Genomic DNA, 16,057 nt, shown 5'->3' with positions numbered 1-16,057 from the left:
CGGAACGGTGCGGGCCATTCTTCCCTCCAGTATCACCTGATTCTCGAATGAAAAGTCCGTGGGGGCTACAGCGCCAAGCGGGCAAGAAGAGCGCGATCCGCATCAGGGCGGCTCAAGTCGGCAGAAGGCCTCGCCGAACCATTGAACATCCGGCCACTCGCACCAGCCTCGGCAACGACCTGCCCGGATCAGCTGCCCAGTGACACCCGGCGGCGACCTTTGGCCGGTTCGCTCGAATGGCGCAGCATCGTCTGGTATTTTTCAATGTGGGCCATCAGTACATCCCCGCCTTGGTCTGTCGCTGCCCCCCGCAGGACCATGGCATAACCGAGGGCTGAGGACGGACGCAGGTCGTGGGTCGCCAGCACGCCCATGGCCCAGGACAGCATCACCCCATTGGCGAAGAAGGACAGGGTTCTTTCAAGCAAATCCGCAGGTACGTCCGGGTCGAGCAGGCCCTCGCGCTGGGCCGCCTCCAGCAGCATGTGCCACGCCTCACGGTTCTGCTCCAGGCGCTCCGGCGTGGCCAGCCCCGTTTCATTGCCCCCCTGTGCATCCAGCAGGGCCCTCCAGAGCGGCCTGTAGAAATCCGGGTCGTCCGTGAAATAGCTCGTCGCCAGCGCATGGGCATCAAACAGCCGCTCAATGGCATTGGCGGCTTTCAACCGGCTGAAACGCTCGGCGAAATCGCGCTCGTCCTCAAACACTGCCAGAACGACTGCATGCTTTGAACCGAAGAGATTGTAGGGCGTCGCCAGGCTGACATCAGCCCGCTTGGCAATCATGCGCATCGACAGGTTCGTATCGCCGGTCTCACGAATGAGATCGCGCGCAGCATGGACGATCCGTGACCGACGCTCTGCTTTCGCCAACTCGCGCTTTCCCGTTTCGTCAGCCTGCATGGGTCAAATTCCGTCTGTCCTGCATCACGCAGCCTGCGCGATACGGTCGATATCCGCCTGGAAGTCCAAAGACAATGCCTGCATCATCTCGCGCCGTTCCGGGCCGGGCTTGGGCGGGTAGGCAACCGCATTGCGCTTCTTTCCCCGCATCCAGTAGTAGAACACCTTGGCGAGGTTGCCCGGCCTGCCGAGCCATTTGTTCGGATGTTCCAGCATATGGAACCCGCGCATCGCTTCCCGCATCAGGGCAATATCATAGCGCACCGCGATCCCGACACCGTCTTCGAAGAAGCTTTCCATCAGCTTGGCGCGGCGGCTTTTGCGATAGTCGGGCGTCAGCGCCTGGCGGGCGCGCTTGATAGCCGAGCGGTCCTGTGTGCGCTGGTTGATGTAATATGGCTTCAGCTCGGTATGAAGACGCTCGTGAAAGGCCAGGGCACGCACGTCCGGATCAGCACTCTCATCGAGTGTCTGCCGCAAGACCTGCGCGCTTGCAGCCGCAAACGAGCAGCCCCGGCCATAGAGCGGGTTCGTCCTTATCAGTGTGTCCCCTAGGGCAAAATAGCCGTGTGTTGCTGGTCGGCCATCGACGACCAGTTCGCGCCACCGGCTGATCAGGTCACCCATGCCATGAACCCGGCCAACCGGATCGGACCGGTCTGCATTCGTCCAGGGTTTCAATCCGGGCAGCTGCAGCGTCATGGCGTGGAAAATGTCAGGATCGAGGATGGCCTTGCGCAGTTCCATTTCGATTTCCGGAATCGCGAGCGTGATCGAGAAGCAGCCATTGTCGCCGGGAAACACACCGAATTTCACGAAGCCGAGGTCGCCGGTGGCCGGGGGATTTTCTGTCCGCGACGGCTCATCCATGCCGGGCCTCAGCCTGTAGTGGCGGGTGAAGTATAGTATCCCCGCCGACTCCTGTTCCTCGGACGTGTTGGCGCTTTCTTTCATCACCTGGTCAATTATGAAGCCGCTCTTGCCTGATGCATCGACGACCACGTCGGCATTCACCATGACCTCGTCGCCGCCGATGTCTCCAACGACGCCGAGCACGTCAATCACGCCATTAGTCCCCTTCCGGGTGAGCAGCTGGCGCACAAGGAATCCGGACTGGATCGTGACGTTTTCGAGCTTTTCGACATAGCGCCGCATCGCCAGCTCAAGTGTCGTCCGGCGGCTGGTAATGATGGTCAGCTCTGCGTCGTCCGGCGTGGGCTCGTACGTCTCACGCTGCATTTCGCTCAGCATGGCTTCAAACGGCAGCTCCCGCACGCCAAGTGCAAGCAGGTCCTCCAGAAGTCCGGGATGCTCGGTCTTGATGATCGAGCGCAGCCGGGCGAGGAAGGCGTGGCTCTGGCGCAGCTGGCCAACACCAGTATGGCGCCATTCGTGAAACACCGCATCGGGATCATCGCTGGGCGGCGACGCGTCGCGTTCCAGAATGATGACTTTTCGTCCCGTGGGCGCCAGTGTGAGGGCTGTGCAGAGTCCGCCAATCCCTGCGCCGATGACGGCAACTGTCTCCGTCATCCGTCGATCTCTTTCAGAAAGGCGAGGATGGACTCGTTGACCGCTTCAGGCGCCTCCTGCTGGGTCCAGTGGCCGATCTCCGGGATCAGCTTGTTGATGCGCAGGTCGGTCACGAAATGCGGCATGATCTTCACCAGTTCCTCAGCCATCATGATCACGCCGTCATTTGCGCCGGCGAGGAAAAGCGCGGGTTGCGAGATTGTCGTCGGCGCGTCCTTGGTCAGCTCCCAGGTCAGGTCGTGGTTGCGATAATAATTCAGCGGGCCGCGCATGCCCGAACGCTCGAACTCTCCGGTATAGAAATCCAAGTCTGCATCGCTGACCCAGGCAGGAAGCATTTCAGGATCGGGCAGGCTGGAGAACATGTCGTCATCTTCCGCCTTCGGCGGCAGGGCCGACAGGTCCGTTTCGCCACCCGCCATGACGAGGAATTTCTTCAGGGCCGTGCGAATGTCGGCCTCGAATTCAGCTTCCGCGACACCCGGCTCGAAGAAGTAGAGCTGGTAGAAGAACTGGCCTTTGTAGACTTCGCGCATCATCGCCATTGGCGGAACAGGCGATCGGGGCAGGAAAGGCACCGACAGCGCCCCGACGGCGCGGACCACGTCGGGATGGTTCAACGCCGTGGCCCATGCCGTTGGCGCGCCCCAGTCATGCCCGATCACGACGGCATTTTCATACCCAAGCGCCGGCACGAGCCCGATAATGTCATTGACCACTTCGACCTGGTTATAGGCCTCGATCGCTGATGGCTTGTCGCTCTTGCCATAGCCACGCATGTCTGGCGCAACCACGTGATAGCCGGCATCCGCGAGGGGCTTGAACTGGTGCCGCCAGGAATACCAGGATTCCGGAAACCCGTGCAGCAGCAGGACAAGCGGCCCCTCGCCGGATTCGGCGATATTAAGCTCTATTCCGTTGGTCCCAATCCGGCGCTCGGTGATGCCCGGCCAGCTCATGCAGCCACCTTCTTCTTTACGTCGGCGCCGGGAAGAACTTCACCACAGGCATCCTTGTAACCATCCTTGGCCGTCCAGGCGATACCGCCGCCAACGATCACCGTGTCCACGCCATGGGAATCCCGCACATAGCGGTGTCCGTCGCCCGGCACGTCATTCACGAATTTCTCTTCGCCACGTTCAATGGTCGCTGCATCGAACACGGCAATATCGGCGACATAGCCTTCCTGCAGCAGGCCCCGTTGCGGAATACCCCAGATGGCAGCCGTGTCGGAGGTGATCTTCTTGACGGCAGCCTCAAGGCTCATGGACCCAAGGTCCCGAACGAAGTGTGAGAACAGGTATCCCGTGTCACCGTAGGTCGAGAAAGACAGGATATGCGCGCCGCCATCACTGGCACCGATATGGACGCGGGGGTGGCTGAGCAGGTCGCCGACGGCCTTGTCATCATTGTGGCCCATGCCGGACGACAGGAAATGCGCGTCGAGTTTCTCTTCCAGCGACAGGTCGATCATGGCGTCGACCGCTGTCGTTCCGCGCGCCTTGGCGATCTCACCAAGCGTCTGGCCGATATATTTCTGGTTCGTCTCCGTCGCTGCGTGACGGAAAATCAGTGTTGGCCAGAGCGACCCGAGCGCTGACGCTTCCTGCACCAGTTTCGGGCGGTTGTCCGGGTCACTGAACGCCGCCATGATTTCCGCCGGCGTGCCGAAACGTATGATCCGGTACCAGGTCGGCATCCGCATGAACAACAGGCTCGGAACGGCAAAGCTGAAGCTGATGTCGATCGGACGCGTCTGAACCTGCGGCCAGACCCGTGCACCCCGATCAAACTGCTCGTCCACGCGCTTCATCACACGCGCGACAGCGTCTACATTGTCAGCATTGACGAACAATGGCGAAAAGGTCGTCGGGATATTGTACTTAAGTGAGAGTTCAGCCAGCTGGTCGAGACGCGCGATGGTCAGGTCCGCGTCATAGAATTCCGGCACGATCTGCAGCACCCGGCCATACTCACCAAGCACGCTGGCCAGCGCGTCGACTTCGCGGGCATCGGCGTACCGGCTCGGCACCGGCTGCAGGCGTTCGTCCATATCGACATAGCTGGTCGACAGGCCGACAGCGCCGGCGTCGAGGCATTCGCGCAACACGCCCTGCATCTCTACGATTTCAGCGTCAGTCGCGGTACGCTCCATGGCCGCATCGTTCATCACCCATAGCCGGATGACGCTATGGCCGACCAGCGGTGCAACATTGATGGCCAGCCCTTTGCGGATTCGCGTGATATAATCCGTGAAGGTTTCCCAATCCCAGACAACGCCTTCCTTGAAAGCCTTCAACGGCATCTCTTCGATCTGGTTGAACATGCCGACCAGTTTCATCCGGTGCTTCGCCTTGAGCGGCGCCAGCGAGAGGGAACAGTTACCGGACACAATGGTGGTCACACCATGAGACAGCGCAGGCTTCGCACATCCGTCCCACAGAATCTGGGCATCAAAATGCGTATGGGGATCAATGAAGCCGGGCGTCACAACCTTGCCAGCAGCGTCGACCTCTGACCGCGCCGCTTCGGTAATCTTCCCGATCTTGACGATCCGGTTCCCCTTGACCGCGACATCCGCATTATAGGCAGGCGCGCCCGAACCATCGACGACTTTTCCGTTTCTGATGACAAGATCATACATTGCCAGATCCTTCTCTCATTGAGTGTTTGAATTTGAATTCATAAATCTGTTCGAGGATGCTTCCAGCGCATCGCGCACGAGCCCCCACCCTTTCCCGACAAGCTCGTCAGGATCGTTGGCGCCGGACGATTCCATCAGGACCCGCACGGCATGTTCATCCAGTGGCACCAGCGACTCGCCGCCATTCTCAAAGCGAAGCGTCACCACCAGTTCGGCATCGCCGTCATGGGCGGCGGCAAGTTGCACCCGGCTGATGACAGCGCCGCTCATCAGGTCGCCAGCGGCGGCTCGATGAAAACGACATCACTTGGCAGGATCGGGTTGCCACCACCGGGTGAGCCCATCGCGCCCGCCGCCCGCATGAAGACGTGCAGGTTCCAGCTCTGCAGCTTGGCCAGGGCCTCATCCAGGGCAAGTTCCGGAAGTTCGCGTTTGGCGACGATACTCCACGTATCTCCCTCTGTAGGGAGGATGGATTTTCTTACGCGAGAGGGGTTATCGACTGGCATGAATAAGGCTCCGTTGTTTTGCTAATTAGAACGCGTTCTAATTTTATGACAAGGGATGCCGTAGAGGAATGCCGGTCGAATTGTTAGAATTCTCGGGCTGGATTCTGTCAGACGTTGTATCCGGCAAGGCGCGACGGGTGCCATATCTCGCACCGCCTCATCGTCTGTCGGGCCTGCTGTCGCGGGCGGCCATCATACCCGTGTGAAGCCCGGTCCTCCCGCTTACTCGTGTGTCGCGCTCTGCCCGACCGCCCCGGGTTCGGTGCCCCTGTGTTCGGCGATCCACCGTCCTGAGCCGTCGCACACCGTGATATCCTCGAACAAATCCGAATTGCCATCGTCGCCATTGCCCGAAGCTTCGACCATATCGCCTGACCGGAGCGAGCGGCGTTTGACCCTGACGCCGTCAGCGATATTCCTGGATGGATGCTCGATGACCAGATCGCCCGGGCTGAGACCCGACACGATTTCAGCGGCGTGACCGTCCATATGGTCGACGTGAACCATTGTCAGTCGCGCCCGGCCATTCTGGAGACGGAAAACCGTCCAGTCAGCGCCGGATTTGAACAGCGCCGTCATCGGTACACGCACAATGTCCGGCGCAGACCAGACAACGATGTCGGTGCGCATACGGAAACCGTGCCCGAGGCGTCGCCCTGAACCGTCCATGTCGATCAGGACGTTGACGCGCCGCTCCTCGATACCGAGCGCCGCGATCTTTGTGGACGCATAGGGCTCGACCAGGCGCGTTCCCACCGATACCGGACCTTCGCTGTCGCGGATGATACGCTAGACAACACCTGTAATCGGCGCGGTGACCGGCAGGCCATCGCCGCCCGCACGTGCACCGGCTGGCATCAGTGCCGCTTCGGCCCGGCTCACTACGTGGCGCGCCAGGTCCAGTGCGGCGCGGGCCTGCTGCGTTGCGGCAGACAAGGTGCTAAACGCGGTTTCGACGCGTTCCAGCGCCTGCCGCGAGGCGGTGCCTGTTTCGGCGACTGTCCGGGTCCGGTTGAGGTCGTCTTCCGCCCGCTTCCGGTCGGCGCGCCAGCGGCGCAGGTCGGCCTCTGCCGCCGTCACGGCGGAGCGCGTGTATCCAAATGCCTTGAGCAGGCCGATCTGCTGGCGTTCGGTCGCGATCAGACGCGACAGGATCGCGTGGATCAGGATCGCGGACACGACGAGAAACGCCGGTGGGATGACCCGCGCCATGCGTCTCAGCTGTTGCAGCTCGGATTCGATAGAGGCGTGGGATATCTGGTCTTCCCTGGCATACGCGCCGACCCCGGCAAAGGGCGCGAGCAGTATGTCCAGTGCTGCAATCACATTCGCCGGCTGGGCATTGCCGGCCAGCGTTACACTGACACTGCTGAATGCCCCATCAAGATCAAAGGCCGCGTCCAAAGCACGGCGACGCATCCAGAAAACACCGAAGCGTTCATCGTCGGGCAGCAGGGATCCCGGCCCCAGCGTATAAATGTATTCCGGTGAATCCCCAATGCCGACAAGCGTCAGGGCGCGCGCCCGGCCATTAATGATCGGCGATACACTGTCCCCGATTCCAAGTTCATTCGCTTCCGCAAACGCCTTGCTGAAGACCGCCTCATCCGGCCGCGTCAGGTCCGGCCAACGGCCCTCGTACAGGAGTACGCATTGAGGATCGGCGCCTCGTCGTCGGGGATCGACCCGAGCTGGCTATTGGCCGGTTCCTCAAGGCGCGCGATATCGAGAGTCACAATCCGCGAGATTCTTGTCTCGACCTGCTGGACGCCGTCAATCTGTCGTATCTCGGAGGCCAGCCGTTCAGGCGCACGTTTGACGTCAGCAAAAACACCCGCGAACCGGTAATGCTCGTAATAGATTTCCCGGCTCTGCTGCAACGACTGAAGCGCCCCGAGCGCCATGATCAGGATCCCGACCCCGCACGCGATGATGACGCCCACTGCGAGCGCCTGCCCCCGCATGTGCACAAGGTCGCGAAGCAGCTTCCTGTCGAGAGACGAAAACCGGTTCACCAGGAAATCTCCGATGGTTTCCTGCGGCGCCCCATATTTTCGGTGCTGGCGATCATCCCGTCTGAAAAGCGGATCACCCGGTCTGCCATATCGGCGATACCGACATTGTGCGTGATGATGAGCGTCATCGCCCCGAGCGCGCGATTGGCGTGTTCGAGCGCTTCCAGCACCCGCACGCCTGTCGCACTATCGAGCGCGCCAGTCGGCTCATCGCACAGCAGGAGATGGCGTCGCTTGGCAATCGCCCGCGCCACCGCCACGCGCTGCTGTTCACCGCCGGGAAATGATCGATCCGGTCCGACATGGCGACCAGCGCCAGTGCCTCTTCTGCCGGAATCGGGTCTTCGGCAATCTCGGTCACGAGCGCGACATTCTCGCGGGCCGTCAGGCTCAGCACGAGATTGTAGAACGGGAAGATGAACCCGACATGCTGGCGCCGGTATCGGGTCAGGGCGGCGGAACTGGCCCCGGTCAGAGGCTTCCCCTGGAACAGGACTTCGCCGGAGGTCGGCTGTCGAGGCCTCCGAGGAGGTTGAGCATAGTCGATTTCCCGCTACCCGAAGGCCCCAACAGGACAATCAGTTCGCCCTGCGCGTTATCGAGATCGACCCCGCGCAAGGCGTGCACCTTCACCTCACCCGTATCGTAGACTTTGGTCAGGTTCCTGGCCGTCATAAGATTGGGGGGCATGGGCTCCGAATACCTTGATGTGACGGCCAGGAACCGGTCCCCGGGCCGTACGGCACGAAACTGCCAGCACAGGGGCCACCCGACTTGATTCCGATCAATCGCGTCGTCATCGCGGCCGTCCAGGTTGGTCAAACGTCGAGAGACCGGACGAAAGCTTTGTTTGAATTGAGGAGTTCAACGATGACCCACACAGGTTTGCACCAGTTCGACGAGGCGCTTCAAACCGCCAATGTATGGCTGAAGGACTTGATGGATGTTCTCGCATGGACCGAGCCGGCACAGGCCCACCAAGCGCTCAAGGTCGTGATGCATGAAGTTCGCGACCGGCTGCCAGTGCCGTTGGCCGCAAACTTTTCCTCGCAGATGCCGTTGATCGTGCGCGGCATATTCTTCGAGGGCTGCTCGCCCGGGTCGGAGCGCCCAACCGACAGGTCGCTGGACGCGTTCCTCGCGCCGATTGCGGAAGCGTTCAGGAACTTTCCAGGCGTCAAAGCCGACGCGGTCGCTGCCGCCGTGTTTGAAGTGCTCAGCATATATATTTCACCCGGCGAGATAGAGGACGTGCTTCAGGCGCTGTCCAAACCGATCCGGGACCTGGGCAAGTCTTCGATCCGCACGTCTCCGATCGCCGGGCTCTAGCCCTACCCTCAGAACGAAGAGACAGGCTCGCGCGCACCAGTCCCGCAGGGTCTCATGTGATTGAGTGATATCAAGAGGTCGCGTTGCAGCGCAGTCCACCCTCGCCGATACGGTCAACAAGCACGCCGGCTCATGACACTTCAACTCAAGTTCCTCGGCGGCGTTGGCACGGTGACAGGGTCAAAATACCTAGTCGACACGGGTAACGCCCGTATCGCAACGAGCAACACCATTTCCCATCAAAGCAACGCCATCAATGTGAGCGCCATTCTGGCAGACGCCACGTCCAGCGTGCTCAGAAAGCCCAGACCATCCCGGACATGAGCCGCGGCGTATTGAGCGAAACCAGGCCTATTCTTTTGCGAGCGCAGTCTCGATAAACGCGATCGCGCGGTGGGCATAGTCTTTTTGGACTTCACCGCGAACCCGCTTCTTCACCTGGTCTGAAAGCGCACTCCGCAATACGCCGAGCGTTCGGCTGTCGGACACGATAACAAGATCGCTGAAGCGCTTGTCGGTCTCCCATCGGCCGAGCTTTTCCGCGAGGTCCTGGGCGAAACGGGTTTCGGCGAGTTGGTGCCAGTCAGTCTCCTGAGTCGTCCCGCGCCGGTCCGAAGAGATAGCGAACCGACCCGGTCGATCCGTACCCTGATCTCTAGTCGCAGGATTGACCGCTTGATCATGTGCGACCACGCGCAAATCTATGATATCTTCGACGCCATTGTTTTCGAGCAGCAGGAATTTACTACCGTCACACACAAGCACCCACGTTCCGTTTTTAAGCTTCATGGTCACCGCCTCCTGTTTTTGACTGGATATTGCATTGGAGCCGGTCCGCCGGCCAGTTCGATTGATCTCCATCAATCCCGGCTGCACGCTAATTCCAGTGCCCTGGTCGACGATACCATCCACGGTCTGTGTGCACCCACTTGTCGGCTACCCATGCACGGCTGCGCGGATGCGGTTCCCAGAAACCATCGGTCCAGGCGAATGTCACCCCCGTCCAGTTCCGGTATCCATCGATCCAGACAGCCGTCGCAGAGGGCCTCGGAGGCAAATGAACCCGTCGCGGTGGCGGTGGCGCCGAGCGAACATAGCCGATGTTGATATCGGAGGTGACCGGCCCATGCCCATGATAAGGATGATAGTGTGTTGCGCAGCCCGCAATTGCCAGGGCGCAAGTGCCCAGCAGGCAGGGTATCGCCTTTGACTTCAATGACATTGCCTGATCTCTTCCATGGGCTTGCGACGGCGCACTTCATCCCTATACCGGACCATTGCCGAGCAGGTTGATCTCGCTCAAACGCAGCGCCACCCGTCTCCGTATGTTACGAAAGTCCGTGGGTTCCTGCCGTCCTCTATGTGCCCCTTCGCCCCGGCACCTGAAGCCGGATTTTGGGCGTCTTACGCCCATGAGCCCTTTGATGGCGCCCGTCGCTTCGAGCAATACGGCGTCTTCTAGGTAGTTTCCCGCAATCCAATTTTTCCCTGATGCCCCATCTTGCTCTGGAGAGGTCGGCCTGACGGCCCGCCTAAGACCACAGGAGGTGGAAAATGAACACTCACACCATTATTCGGCTCCCGACCGCGACACGTACTGCCAGCGCAAACACCATGCACACGCGTAGGGACGGGCATGGTGTGGCACGAAACAGGCTGCATTTTGCGCCGCACGAGCATCTGTTCTTCCAGGGAGACCAGCCGACCGGCGTGTTTCAGATCATTTCTGGCACGGTAATCCTCTACAAGCTCATGGCCGATGGGCGCCGTCAGATTCAAGATTTTTCCAGCGACGGAGATTTTCTCGCGCTGACCTTCGCCGACATTCACAATCTCAGTGCTGAAGCCCTGACAGATGTCGAGGCCGACTTCATCGTCCGAGCCAGTTTTGATCGCGCACTACAAGACAATGCCGTATTTCGCCGGAGCATCTTCACCCTGATCGGGGACATGCTGAATGCCTCTCGCGAGCAAGCCCTTCTGCTCGGGCGCAAATGCGCGATGGAACGCACGGCAACCTTTCTTCTCTTCCTCGAAAGCCGCTTCGCAGACCCCTCGACGGGTTTTGTCGATATCCGGATGAGCCGCTGCGACATGGCCGACTATGTCGGGCTGACACTGGAGACGGTCAGCCGCATGATGAACCAAATGAAGCGGCAAGGGATTATTGAACTGCCACAGTCGAACCGAATCCGGATATCCGACCGCAAGCGCCTCATTGCCGCCGCTGGCGAACCCACCGAAGAAGAATACGCGTCCGTGGTCGGTTACTGATAAGGCGGGCGAATGAACGCCAACCACGATGGGGCAGACGTCTGATGACTCAAAGCAGCGCCGAACAAGGCGATCCGCACGACGCCTTCGCGTCAATCCTCTCACGCGCAGACGGCGCCCCGATAGCGACGGCGGTTATTCACCCCGTTAGCCAGAACGCCCTTGCGGCTGCTCTCGACGCGCAGGCGACCGGTGTGATCAAGGCGGTCCTGATCGGGCCAGAGCAGCGCATTCGCGCGGCAGCAGATCAGTTCGCCCTCGATCTCGCAGGCGCCGAGATCATCGACACACCGCACAGCCACGCCGCCGCGCAGACGGGCGTCGATCTCGCCCGGGCCGGCAAGGTGCAGGCGCTTATGAAAGGCGCCCTGCACACGAACGAACTGATGGCAGCCATTGTCGCCCGCAATACCGGCCTGCGCACAGACCGCCGAATGAGCCATGTCTTCGTGATGCAGACCCCCGCTTATCCGAAATACCTGCTCATCAGCGATGGCGCGCTGAATATCGCGCCGGACCTGCACACCAAGAGATGGATTGTCCAGAACGCCATCGACGTGGCCAATGCCATCGGAATCGACTTCCCGAAGACGGCGATCCTGGCTGCCACCGAAGAGGTCGATCCCCACATGCCGACGACCGTCGACGCGGCGGCGCTCTGCAAGATGGCTGAACGGGGCCAAATCATCGGCGGTGTGCTCGATGGCCCACTCGCCTTCGATCTCGCCGTCTCGAAACAGGCCGTGAAAATCAAGGGCCTGGTCTCCGATGTTGCCGGCGACGCCGATATTCTCATCGTGCCGAATATCGAAGCTGGCAACATGCTCGCCAAGCAACTCGACTATCTGGCTGGCGCCGCCGCTGCCGGCCTGGTTGTCGGCGCTCAGGTTCCGATCATCCTGACCAGCCGGTCCGACAGCGTGGGAGAGCGGTTAGCCTCCTGCGCGCTGGCCAAATGCTACCTCGCCTGGAAGGCCAGCAGGCCATGACCACTCCGGTCATCGCCACCTTCAACACCGGATCGTCCAGCCTGAAATTTTCGCTCTACCGCGCCGGGGCAGACCAGCTTGCAGGGCGCCTGCTTGGCGGCAAGCTGACCGGGCTGGGCGCACATCTCAAGGTCGATATGGATACGACGAGCGAAAGCCATCAGAGCCAGTTCGCCGATGCTCTGTCAAAGGTCGACCCGGCACCTGAACAACTCATCCCGGAACTTGCCCGCTGCCTGAGCGCCGCCATCGATGGCACCGAACTGATCGCAGCGGGTCACCGGATCGTGCATGGCGGCCAGTCCTGCGACGGTCCGCGCCTGGCGACGCCTGAATTGCTGGATGCGCTGGACAAGCTCTCCGTCTTTGCCCCCGATCACCAACCGTACAATCTGGCCGGCGTGCGCAGCCTGGCGACACAGTTCCCGGGCCATCCCCAGTCCCTGTCCTTCGACACCGCCTTCCACAGCGTGCAACCAAGAGAAGCCCGCCTCTATGCGCTGCCACGGGAACTGACCGTGTCCGGCCTCCAACGCTACGGATTTCATGGCCTCTCCTACGCCTATATCGCGGGCGCGATAACACAGACATTTTCCGATCGGCCTCATCGCAAGACTATCGTGGCCCATCTTGGCAACGGGGCGAGCCTCTGCGCGATACAGGACGGCACCAGCATCGCCACCTCGATGGGACTGACCGCCCTGTCGGGTGTACCCATGGCCACCCGGTGCGGCGACCTTGATCCGGGCGCCATCCTCTACTTGATCGGCAGCCAAAAGATGACGCCGGACGCAGTTTCGGACATGCTGCATCACAAATCCGGTCTGCTGGGCGTCTCCGGAATTAGCGGGGATGTCCGTGACCTGCTCGCCAGCACCGCGCCGGAAGCGGAGGAAGCCCTTGATGTGTACACATACAGGATTGCGCGGGAAATCGGCTCTCTGACGGCCGCGCTCAATGGCCTTGAGGCAATCGTCTTCACCGGCGGTGTCGGCGAGAACTCACAGGAGATCAGACGGCGTGTCGTCGCGCGCCTGTCTTGGATGGGGATCGAACTTGATGCGACGCTGAACGAATCCGGTGCTGGCATAATTTCTGTGCAGCACTCCGAGATCGCGGTAGCCGTAATCCCCACCAATGAGGAAGAAGTCATTGCGCGCGAAGCCTTTTCCCTCTGCCGGTATGCCGCATAATGCCGCCTGCTCCTTGCTGACTGGATGGTCCCGGTTATGTCCCGATGATACCTGCGACGCCCCTCACCGGTCTTCTGACTGCGCTCGGCATCGGCTTGCTGATCGGGCTGGAACGCGGCTGGAAGGATCGGGCCGACCCCGACGGCTCGCGCGTGGCCGGGTTCCGCACCATCGGACTGATCGGATTCCTGGGGGGCTTGTTCGCCCTCATCGACACGGGAAGCGGGCTTGTCATAGCGGCCGGCTTTGTCGGGCTCGCTCTGCTGCTGCGGGAAGGGTTCGAAGCCCAGATCGATGTCACCCGCATCGTCAGCGTCAAGACGATGGTGGCCGCGCTCAGCGCCTATGCGCTCGGCGCCCTGGCGGTGCTTGGCCATTCCCAGGCGGCTGCAGCCGGCGCGGTGAGCGTGGCATTCGTGCTCTGGCTGAGAACGCCCTTTCACGCCCTGTTGCACCGGATCGAGGAAAAGGAACTCAGCGCTTTCCTTCGCCTGTTGCTGATCTCGGTCGTCGTCCTGCCCGTGCTGCCTGACCAATCCTATGGGCCTTATGACGCGTTCAATCCGCGTTCAGTATGGTGGATGGTCGTCCTGATCAGTGGCTTGGGGTTTGCCGGCTATCTCGGCGTCAAATGGCTGGGGAGCCGGCGTGGCATCGGACTGCTGGCAATCGCGGGCAGTTTTGCCTCATCAACGGCCGTGACCCTGTCCTTCGCCCGGTTCAGCCGGAACGACGCAGGCGATGCACGCGCTCTGGTCGGTGGCACGGCCCTGGCCTGGGCCGGCATGATCGTCCGGACCGCTTTTATTCTCGGCGCCTTCGCGCCATCACTCATCGCGCCGCTCGCCTTGCCATTCGGGTTCATGCTGGCTGTCGCACTGGGCACGTCGGGGTTCTTCCTCCTGCGCCGGGAGACACAGGCTGCGCCTGATCTGGTCCTTTCCAATCCGCTCGACCTCAGGTCTGCATTACTCTTCGCTGCCCTTCTGGCGACGGCGCTCCTTCTGTCAAGGGCTGCCGCCGACATGCTGGGACCGACAGGGATTTACGGCGTCGCCCTCGTCGCGGGCGCCGCAGATGTGGATGCCATCGGCCTCTCCATGATCCAGATGAGCGCGAAAGGCCTGAGCGCCGAAACCGCCGCCATTGCCGTCGCACTTGCCGCGATTGCCAATACGCTGCTGAAAGGCACGATCGCGCTGGTCGCGGGCGAAGGCGCTTACAGGCGGCGATGCATGGCTGTCGCGGTCGTCATGGCGCTGGCGGGCGCGGCAGGCCTGGGCGTCGCAGCGTCCATCGGACTGATCTGAGACCGGGCGGCTGGTTACTGCGCCACGAAGCCGCCATCCACCGGAATGTTCGTCCCCGTGACAAAAGAGGCACGCGGCGAGCAGAGCCAGACGATCAGTTCAGCAACTTCCTCCGGCGTGCCGATATGCCCGATCGGATGCATCGGATCGATGCATCTCGTGGGAGGTCATCTTTCCATCGCTCGATTGTTCTGCGAGCGAATCCAGCATTCGCGTATCAATCGCGCCGGGGCAGACCGAATTCACGCGGATGCCCGCCTTGCCATAATCAAGCGCAGCATTCTTCGTCAGGCCGTTCACGCCATGCTTTGACGCCACATAAGGGCCGAGGCGCGCAAACCCGACAAGCCCCGCAACCGAGGCGAGATTGACGATGGCGCCGCCACCGGTTTTGGCCATCTGCTGTATCTCTGCGCGCAGGCACAGAAAGACGCCCTTCAGGTTGTCCGAAATGATCCGGTCGAAATTCCCTTCCGTCTGGTCTGGGAACGGCGCGATAGTCCCTTCAATACCCGGCAGGTTGTCCGCAAGACCCAAGACGCCGTGACCCGCATCTTCACCCCCGACCTGACCCGCCGCACCGAAAGCCCCGTTGATCAAGTTCGCGCAGCTCACATCTAGGTCTTCCGGGGCCAGGATCGGACTGACACCCCTCATCGATGTGGTGTTCATCCTGTTCCTGTTCTTCATACTGACATCGACCTTTGCCGACCGGCGCAGCCTGGACATGACAACGCCTGCCCCGTCATCGCTCCCGGACCTGGACGACAAGGTCATCGCCCTGAACCTGACCGCAGAGGGCCTGCATTTCGATGGCCGTCCGCTGCCCCTCGACGAGATTGACGCGATCCTTCACACCCGGCTCGCAACCGGAGACCCGGTCAGCCTGACGGTCGCCGCCGGTATCGGCCTTGAAACATGCGTCCCGTCATGGACGCGCTGAAAGCGTCCGGCGCACGGTCTATCGCCCTGAAGGGGCCGGAGGGCATGCAATGAAACTCTCAGCCCGCCTAGCAGCGTCCGAACTCGCCAGCATCGATGATCGCATCATGCCGCTCATCAACATCGTGTTCCTGTTGCTCATCTTCTTCCTCGTCGCCGGCGCCATCCGCGAGGTCGAGCCGGTGGAGGTCGACCCGCCACGCTCCCTCGTGGAAGCCGAAAGCGTGACCGATGCGCTCACCATCTATGTCGCCAGTGACGGCCACATCGCGCTGGGCGAAACCATGCTCGAGCGCGATGCAGCCGTCCTTGCAGCCCTGAAAATACCCGTCCTGCGGTAACGCAAGCCGAGTGCCAACAGACCCCCGTTCAATGCAGGCTTCAGGCCTCCAGGCCGGTCCACTCATCGAGACCCAG

Annotated in this window: 20 protein-coding genes and 1 pseudogene; 8 read left to right on the top strand and 13 right to left on the bottom strand. The window is 61.3% G+C overall.

All coding sequences use genetic code 11. The features are described 5' to 3' along the window. Positions 1-188: 188 nt before the first annotated feature. The 10 genes and pseudogenes from ACESNB_RS02295 to ACESNB_RS02250 form a co-directional block, all read right to left on the bottom strand. Complete coding sequence (locus tag ACESNB_RS02295) at positions 189-902, bottom strand: TetR/AcrR family transcriptional regulator (RefSeq protein ID WP_373003202.1); 714 nt, start codon at positions 900-902, stop codon at positions 189-191. A 24-nt stretch (positions 903-926) separates the two neighbouring features. Then, on the bottom strand, positions 927-2,435 hold the full coding sequence (locus tag ACESNB_RS02290; RefSeq protein WP_373003199.1) for an NAD(P)/FAD-dependent oxidoreductase: 1,509 nt from the start codon (positions 2,433-2,435) through the stop codon (positions 927-929). After that, entirely contained in the window at positions 2,432-3,394 is a 963-nt protein-coding gene (locus ACESNB_RS02285; protein ID WP_373003196.1) for an alpha/beta fold hydrolase, read from the bottom strand. Before ACESNB_RS02285 ends, ACESNB_RS02290 begins: the two co-directional genes overlap by 4 nt. Next, the gene (locus ACESNB_RS02280) at positions 3,391-5,079 is read right to left on the bottom strand and encodes an amidohydrolase family protein (RefSeq protein WP_373003193.1); all 1,689 of its coding nucleotides are present in this window, start codon (positions 5,077-5,079) and stop codon (positions 3,391-3,393) included. The genes ACESNB_RS02285 and ACESNB_RS02280 overlap by 4 nt, the downstream gene beginning before the upstream one ends. A gap of 15 nt (positions 5,080-5,094) precedes the next feature. Then, complete coding sequence (locus ACESNB_RS02275; RefSeq protein WP_373003190.1) at positions 5,095-5,349, bottom strand: hypothetical protein; 255 nt, start codon at positions 5,347-5,349, stop codon at positions 5,095-5,097. Then, positions 5,349-5,588: a hypothetical protein gene (locus ACESNB_RS02270; protein ID WP_373003187.1), complete on the bottom strand. Its 240-nt coding sequence runs from the start codon at positions 5,586-5,588 to the stop codon at positions 5,349-5,351. Before ACESNB_RS02270 ends, ACESNB_RS02275 begins: the two co-directional genes overlap by 1 nt. Positions 5,589-5,810: 222 nt before the next feature. After that, positions 5,811-6,344: a hypothetical protein gene (locus ACESNB_RS02265; protein ID WP_373003184.1), complete on the bottom strand. Its 534-nt coding sequence runs from the start codon at positions 6,342-6,344 to the stop codon at positions 5,811-5,813. Between the two features lie 33 nt (positions 6,345-6,377). Further along, the gene (locus ACESNB_RS02260) at positions 6,378-7,007 is read right to left on the bottom strand and encodes a hypothetical protein (protein ID WP_373003181.1); all 630 of its coding nucleotides are present in this window, start codon (positions 7,005-7,007) and stop codon (positions 6,378-6,380) included. 197 nt (positions 7,008-7,204) lie between these two features. Next, entirely contained in the window at positions 7,205-7,603 is a 399-nt protein-coding gene (locus ACESNB_RS02255; RefSeq protein WP_373003178.1) for a hypothetical protein, read from the bottom strand. Then, positions 7,600-8,293: pseudogene (locus ACESNB_RS02250) on the bottom strand (ABC transporter ATP-binding protein). Before ACESNB_RS02250 ends, ACESNB_RS02255 begins: the two are co-directional and overlap by 4 nt. 180 nt (positions 8,294-8,473) lie before the next feature. Here ACESNB_RS02250 and ACESNB_RS02245 point away from each other — a divergent pair. Further along, the gene (locus tag ACESNB_RS02245) at positions 8,474-8,932 is read left to right on the top strand and encodes a DUF2267 domain-containing protein (protein WP_373003175.1); all 459 of its coding nucleotides are present in this window, start codon (positions 8,474-8,476) and stop codon (positions 8,930-8,932) included. Positions 8,933-9,064: 132 nt separating this feature from the next. Next, positions 9,065-9,256, top strand: a complete 192-nt coding sequence (locus ACESNB_RS02240) for a hypothetical protein (protein ID WP_373003172.1) — start codon at positions 9,065-9,067, stop codon at positions 9,254-9,256. Between the two features lie 27 nt (positions 9,257-9,283). Here ACESNB_RS02240 and ACESNB_RS02235 read toward each other — a convergent pair whose 3' ends face one another. Beyond that, positions 9,284-9,844, bottom strand: coding sequence for a host attachment protein (locus ACESNB_RS02235; RefSeq protein WP_373003169.1), 561 nt, complete (start codon positions 9,842-9,844; stop codon positions 9,284-9,286). A gap of 642 nt (positions 9,845-10,486) precedes the next feature. Here ACESNB_RS02235 and ACESNB_RS02230 point away from each other — a divergent pair. Genes ACESNB_RS02230 through ACESNB_RS02215 form a run of 4 tightly spaced genes read left to right on the top strand, consistent with a single transcriptional unit; the run spans position 10,487 to position 14,698 of the window. After that, entirely contained in the window at positions 10,487-11,206 is a 720-nt protein-coding gene (locus tag ACESNB_RS02230; RefSeq protein ID WP_373003166.1) for a helix-turn-helix domain-containing protein, read from the top strand. A gap of 44 nt (positions 11,207-11,250) precedes the next feature. After that, positions 11,251-12,195 carry a bifunctional enoyl-CoA hydratase/phosphate acetyltransferase gene (locus ACESNB_RS02225; protein ID WP_373003163.1) on the top strand — a complete coding sequence of 315 codons (945 nt, stop codon included), beginning with the start codon at positions 11,251-11,253 and terminating at the stop codon, positions 12,193-12,195. After that, the gene (locus tag ACESNB_RS02220; protein WP_373003159.1) at positions 12,192-13,388 is read left to right on the top strand and encodes an acetate/propionate family kinase; all 1,197 of its coding nucleotides are present in this window, start codon (positions 12,192-12,194) and stop codon (positions 13,386-13,388) included. Before ACESNB_RS02225 ends, ACESNB_RS02220 begins: the two co-directional genes overlap by 4 nt. Positions 13,389-13,432: 44 nt before the next feature. Next, a complete protein-coding gene (locus ACESNB_RS02215; protein ID WP_373003155.1) occupies positions 13,433-14,698 on the top strand; it encodes an MgtC/SapB family protein in 1,266 nt (421 codons plus the stop codon). Between the two features lie 14 nt (positions 14,699-14,712). Here the strand turns inward: ACESNB_RS02215 and ACESNB_RS02210 are convergent, their stop codons facing one another. Together ACESNB_RS02210 and ACESNB_RS02205 are read right to left on the bottom strand one after the other, a co-directional pair. Continuing rightward, positions 14,713-14,841 carry an SDR family oxidoreductase gene (locus tag ACESNB_RS02210; RefSeq protein ID WP_373003152.1) on the bottom strand — a complete coding sequence of 43 codons (129 nt, stop codon included), beginning with the start codon at positions 14,839-14,841 and terminating at the stop codon, positions 14,713-14,715. After that, entirely contained in the window at positions 14,798-15,298 is a 501-nt protein-coding gene (locus ACESNB_RS02205; protein WP_373003148.1) for an SDR family NAD(P)-dependent oxidoreductase, read from the bottom strand. The genes ACESNB_RS02210 and ACESNB_RS02205 overlap by 44 nt, the downstream gene beginning before the upstream one ends. Between ACESNB_RS02205 and ACESNB_RS02200 the strand changes: the two genes are divergently transcribed. Together ACESNB_RS02200 and ACESNB_RS02195 are read left to right on the top strand one after the other, a co-directional pair. Beyond that, positions 15,291-15,641 carry an ExbD/TolR family protein gene (locus ACESNB_RS02200; protein WP_373003146.1) on the top strand — a complete coding sequence of 117 codons (351 nt, stop codon included), beginning with the start codon at positions 15,291-15,293 and terminating at the stop codon, positions 15,639-15,641. The genes ACESNB_RS02205 and ACESNB_RS02200 overlap by 8 nt on opposite strands. A gap of 49 nt (positions 15,642-15,690) precedes the next feature. Continuing rightward, entirely contained in the window at positions 15,691-15,981 is a 291-nt protein-coding gene (locus ACESNB_RS02195) for an ExbD/TolR family protein (RefSeq protein WP_373003142.1), read from the top strand. Positions 15,982-16,057: the final 76 nt, after the last annotated feature.

It is taken from the genome of Hyphomonas sp., assembly GCF_041689225.1.
Lineage (GTDB): Bacteria > Pseudomonadota > Alphaproteobacteria > Caulobacterales > Hyphomonadaceae > Hyphomonas.
The sequence above is the reverse complement of the archived record's forward strand: the minus strand, read 5'-3'. Positions and strand labels throughout refer to the sequence as shown.

What these genes read in the sequence shown, in the direction of transcription:
- ACESNB_RS02295 (WP_373003202.1), bottom strand. Translation starts at nt 902, where the DNA reads ATGCAGGCTGACGAAACGGGAAAGCGCGAGTTGGCGAAAGCAGAGCGT.
- ACESNB_RS02290 (WP_373003199.1), bottom strand. Translation starts at nt 2,435, where the DNA reads ATGACGGAGACAGTTGCCGTCATCGGCGCAGGGATTGGCGGACTCTGC.
- ACESNB_RS02285 (WP_373003196.1), bottom strand. Translation starts at nt 3,394, where the DNA reads ATGAGCTGGCCGGGCATCACCGAGCGCCGGATTGGGACCAACGGAATA.
- ACESNB_RS02280 (WP_373003193.1), bottom strand. Translation starts at nt 5,079, where the DNA reads ATGTATGATCTTGTCATCAGAAACGGAAAAGTCGTCGATGGTTCGGGC.
- ACESNB_RS02275 (WP_373003190.1), bottom strand. Translation starts at nt 5,349, where the DNA reads ATGAGCGGCGCTGTCATCAGCCGGGTGCAACTTGCCGCCGCCCATGAC.
- ACESNB_RS02270 (WP_373003187.1), bottom strand. Translation starts at nt 5,588, where the DNA reads ATGCCAGTCGATAACCCCTCTCGCGTAAGAAAATCCATCCTCCCTACA.
- ACESNB_RS02260 (WP_373003181.1), bottom strand. Translation starts at nt 7,007, where the DNA reads ATGCGTCGCCGTGCTTTGGACGCGGCCTTTGATCTTGATGGGGCATTC.
- ACESNB_RS02245 (WP_373003175.1), top strand. Translation starts at nt 8,474, where the DNA reads ATGACCCACACAGGTTTGCACCAGTTCGACGAGGCGCTTCAAACCGCC.
- ACESNB_RS02240 (WP_373003172.1), top strand. Translation starts at nt 9,065, where the DNA reads ATGACACTTCAACTCAAGTTCCTCGGCGGCGTTGGCACGGTGACAGGG.
- ACESNB_RS02230 (WP_373003166.1), top strand. Translation starts at nt 10,487, where the DNA reads ATGAACACTCACACCATTATTCGGCTCCCGACCGCGACACGTACTGCC.
- ACESNB_RS02225 (WP_373003163.1), top strand. Translation starts at nt 11,251, where the DNA reads ATGACTCAAAGCAGCGCCGAACAAGGCGATCCGCACGACGCCTTCGCG.
- ACESNB_RS02220 (WP_373003159.1), top strand. Translation starts at nt 12,192, where the DNA reads ATGACCACTCCGGTCATCGCCACCTTCAACACCGGATCGTCCAGCCTG.
- ACESNB_RS02215 (WP_373003155.1), top strand. Translation starts at nt 13,433, where the DNA reads ATGATACCTGCGACGCCCCTCACCGGTCTTCTGACTGCGCTCGGCATC.
- ACESNB_RS02210 (WP_373003152.1), bottom strand. Translation starts at nt 14,841, where the DNA reads ATGCATCCGATCGGGCATATCGGCACGCCGGAGGAAGTTGCTGAACTG.
- ACESNB_RS02195 (WP_373003142.1), top strand. Translation starts at nt 15,691, where the DNA reads ATGAAACTCTCAGCCCGCCTAGCAGCGTCCGAACTCGCCAGCATCGAT.